This window comes from Thermoflexibacter ruber, from assembly GCF_900113045.1.
GTDB lineage: Bacteria > Bacteroidota > Bacteroidia > Cytophagales > Thermoflexibacteraceae > Thermoflexibacter > Thermoflexibacter ruber.
Genome location: NZ_FONY01000093.1, coordinates 1 through 4,018, shown reverse-complemented (window position 1 = coordinate 4,018; position 4,018 = coordinate 1). Strand labels below are relative to the sequence as shown.

At 35.6% G+C, this 4,018-nt stretch carries 3 protein-coding genes; all 3 read right to left on the bottom strand.

Going from position 1 to position 4,018, the window contains the following annotated elements; genetic code table 11:
* Nucleotides 1-124: 124 nt before the first annotated feature.
* The 3 genes from BM141_RS23585 to BM141_RS22125 all read right to left on the bottom strand — a co-directional run bounded on the left by BM141_RS23585 (nucleotide 125) and on the right by BM141_RS22125 (nucleotide 3,890).
* Nucleotides 125-1,441 carry an ADP-ribosylglycohydrolase family protein gene (locus BM141_RS23585; protein ID WP_245764136.1) on the bottom strand — a complete coding sequence of 439 codons (1,317 nt, stop codon included), beginning with the start codon at nucleotides 1,439-1,441 and terminating at the stop codon, nucleotides 125-127.
* A gap of 289 nt (nucleotides 1,442-1,730) precedes the next feature.
* Nucleotides 1,731-2,099, bottom strand: coding sequence for a hypothetical protein (locus tag BM141_RS22130; protein WP_091549610.1), 369 nt, complete (start codon nucleotides 2,097-2,099; stop codon nucleotides 1,731-1,733).
* 165 nt (nucleotides 2,100-2,264) lie between these two features.
* Nucleotides 2,265-3,890: a GmrSD restriction endonuclease domain-containing protein gene (locus BM141_RS22125; RefSeq protein ID WP_091549609.1), complete on the bottom strand. Its 1,626-nt coding sequence runs from the start codon at nucleotides 3,888-3,890 to the stop codon at nucleotides 2,265-2,267.
* Nucleotides 3,891-4,018 lie beyond the last annotated feature (128 nt).

Here is a 4,018-nt window from a genome sequence, read left to right as displayed (position 1 = left end):
GCGTAGTGGCGGATTTTTAGCACAAAAGTTCAATCGAAGAACTGCACTTGAACCTACCACAAAACTGTCATACGAAGCACTGAACCCGCCATTACGCCAAACCGCTGTTATGCGTTTGCCATTCTTATTTTCTGTCATATTGTTCGTCAAATTTGTTCATTATTTCAATGTATTCACTCGGTAGTTTGTCCACAACAAAGTCAATTATTTTCTGTGGAATTTGTTTGTAGTAAGCCGAAGCAATTCCTCCCGTAATGCAAGCAATAGTGTCACTGTCACCACCGATTGAAATAGCAAGTCTAATTGCACTTTCAAAGTCTGAACTTTCTAAAAACGCTACTATTGCTTGTGGAACTGAACCCTGACAAGTTACGTCAAACTTATAATTTGGTCTTATCTCGTCAAGTGTGAAGTTAAGATTGTATTTGAAAGTTTCAGTTATATAGTCTTTAATCTCTTGTTTTGATTTTCCGTGTCTTGCAAGGAAAATCGCAGCTGCTGTTGCTTGTGCACCTTTTATGCCCTCGGGGTGATTATGTGTCACTTCTGCTGACTGTTTAGCAACTTCCAAAACGGTTTCAATGTCGTTAAATGCAAATCCAACGGCACTGGCTCTCATTGCTGAACCGTTGCCAAAACTGCCATAAGGCTTCAGATTGTCTTCTTGTAACCAATTTCTGAAACTGCCACCGTAACCACGTCCACGATATTTTCTGCCATATACCCAAATTGTCTTAGCAAAATCTTTCTTGTTGAGTATGCAGTCAGCAACGGCAATGGTTAAAACTGTATCGTCTGTATAATCACATTTTGGATTGAATATGTCAAAATTCGTTGATTTTATGTTGTTCCATTCAAATACAGAACCAATCACGTCACCGATAACCGCACCAATTATAGTGTTTGAGTTTGAAGTCATTGGTTTTTTGAAGCATTTTAGGTCAAAGATTGATTTTATATAGTTTGGTGTTTTCGTCATCACAGCCCAATGCAATAAATTTCCTAAATCATAGTCGGTCAGGTCTTTGGTTTTAAGTTTTAAGCAACCACCATAATTACCAAGGAAATAATAGTGTTGGTGGTGCGAAACAATTCTGCTCCCTAAACACGAATAATGGTTGCCAATTCTTGGTGTTTCAGGAAAAAATGCAGGGTGTGAAGTTTTGTTGTCTGTTGCTTTGCTTTTAGGTTCACTGTCAGGATTAAAGTTTATGAAAACAGCACATTCTTTTTCTAAGTTTTCCCAAACTGTATTATCAACTTTCTCAATAGGCATTTTGTCCCAAAAGTGCATTGGGTTGTAATAAAAAATTAAATCTTTACCGTCATTCAAAGCAAAAAAGTAATGGGACACAAAAAGCGTATTTCCGCCTTTTGACCTACGCAAGTCATCAATAAGAAGTCCATTTACTTTCGTGTCATATCCTGAATATTCTTTCATTCTTAGAATTCATTTTTTAAGGAAAGTAATTTCCAAAGTTATTTTGTATTACAGAAGGTAGCATTTCAATAGGAGATACCATACTAACGTGAGCATTAGGGTTTTCTCTGTAAAAATCTTGACGACTTTTAGCAATACTTATCCTTATACTTTCAATAAGCTCATCAAATTTATATTCGTCAATATCATAAAGAATTTTACACCAATATTTCAAACATTCAATCTTCTCTTCGTCTGTGAATGATAAATGATAATATTCAACTCCCCAGTCTCTAAGCCCCTTAGTATTTCACAATTCCTCAAAAGATTTATTTTCAGATACGTTATAGTCAATAAGGTAAAGGCTATTTAATTCGTTTTTTTTCTTATCGTAATTCTTGTCACCAGATATAGCTTGATAAAGTCCATAAAAGAAAAGAATAGGGAAAATAATCACATAAAAAATACTTGCAACGAGCAATAAAATGCACTTCTTCCAAAATGGTAGCAATTTCATAGTTGTGTCAAAATCTTTCCAAAAGTGTTCCTTAAAGTCACTTGGTTTAAAAACAATCGGCATTTTGTCTGAACTTAATTCAGAGAGTTTTCTTTCAACTATTTTCTCTCTAACTTTTAAGGAGAAGTCAATACATTTTTTTTCTTTGTCGGTTGCTGTCATTCTTTGTTGGTTGTCATTTTATGGTAACGCATAACGTACAGGGCTTGGCGAAGGCGGGGGCTAAAAAGCACTTCCGCTAAACCCTGCACAAAATTTATTTAATAGCACTACCGTATAAAGCAGCACTTTCGCCCCCCGCTTTTCGCCAAACCAATGTTAGGCGTATTATGTTCTGTTTCGTAGTTCGTTAATAAAACACTCTTCACCTGTTTCAGTTTCCACATACCTCCAAAAAGCCCAACCATTTACCGTGCTATTTTCGCTTGCACCTAAATCTCGTATGGCTTTTACGCCTGCTGCTGAGGGGGTATCATAAACTTTATCGTTATATAGAATAATATTTTGTCTTGGGTTATATTTTGCCTCAACTCGCATTCCCTTGTAGATGGCAAATATATCCATCATACTACTTGTTTCAAAAGTAGTTTCCAATAAAGTAATTCGGTTACTTTTTTGTCGGTTACAAAATCTGTGTGCAATTTGGGCATTGTTAATTGTGGTTGTGCCTCCCTCAGAAAAAGGCATAATGTGGTCTGTTTCTGCATCATCAATACTTCGTATCTGCTGACCACAAATTTTACAAGTGGGGTCTTGCTGAAAAAGTTGCTTTTTGATAGCATAAGGGAAAAGCCTTGTTTCATTGCTTTGTCCCACAATTTTTTCAAGCGTATCAAACCAAATTCTAAACCTTGTTTGAAGTTGGTTTTTATCACTTGTAGAAAGTTCTATGCTTTCTATAAAATGCTCATTATAAGTCATCAATTGCATTAAACTTTCCCGAATTAAATCTGCTTTGGGGACTATTTGATGTTTTTCGTAATTGGCAAAACCACACATTTGTATATCAAACAAAGACATATTGAGATTGGTATTCCACTTTCCATTTCTATTTTCAGAATTTCCAAACATAAACCGTTTAAAGGCATTTTCACCAAAAACAGTATTGACCAAATCCACACATTTTTTAAATCTTTCCCTATATTCTTTTTGCTTATCTGGTGTCATATTTCTGTTATCCCTCAACTCCTTGTTGCAAAACTGCTTAATGCTTGGCTTGTAGTTAATGTATGACTTTTCGGACAAAGCAAAAAAACGCAAAATCATTCCTCTGTAAATCATACGTTTTTTATAGTTATCCTTAGAAACAAGTTTGTGAAAAAGGTCGTCGTTTTCAAGTTCTGACAACAATTTGACATAATTCCCACGATAAACTACGTTACGGATTTCATCTTCATTGAGTTTTACAGAACCTGTATTTAGTCGTTCAAAAATCTCAAATTTTATATCTTCTTGCGATTCTTTTTTGATGATAATAGTATGCAGAGTAGTGGTATTGATTTTTTGTTGCAGGCTTTTATCAAGGTCGGCAAATTTCTTTTTATTCAACTCGGTTAAAACTTTCAAACTTGACAAAGAAAAATCCCGACCATCAGGGTATTTACCTTTGATAAATGATAAAAAAGAAGTGAGTCGTTGTTGTCCGTCAATAACGCTAAAAGTACCGTCTTTTTCTTCTGCAATATAAATCACGGGAATAGGTACGTCCATCAGAATAGACTCTATCAAACGACTACTTAATTTGTTGTCCATAACAAATTTGCGTTGGTAGTCAGGTCTAATGATTAGTGTTCCATCGTCCTCCATTAAGCGTAATTCTCTTATGCTAAAATCTTTGGCTTGCCAAAGAATACGTCTATCCGTACCTTCGGCAAGGTTTAGGGCGTTGTCATCACTCACCCCATTTAGCGTTTCATCAAGTAATTCGCTTTCAAAAAGTTCGTTTTCTTGCATTATTGTCTTGTTGTTTGTTCTTTCATATTACGCCTAACGGAAAGGGCTTGGCGAAGGCGGGAGTTTCGTAGCACTTCACCGCAACCAAGCACAAGGTATATTTTTATTCCAAAAGTTGAAAATTCAGC

Coding starts and splice junctions, on each gene's coding strand:
- BM141_RS22125 (WP_091549609.1), bottom strand. CDS start 3,890: ATGCAAGAAAACGAACTTTTTGAAAGCGAATTACTTGATGAAACGCTA.
- BM141_RS22130 (WP_091549610.1), bottom strand. CDS start 2,099: ATGACAGCAACCGACAAAGAAAAAAAATGTATTGACTTCTCCTTAAAA.
- BM141_RS23585 (WP_245764136.1), bottom strand. CDS start 1,441: ATGAAAGAATATTCAGGATATGACACGAAAGTAAATGGACTTCTTATT.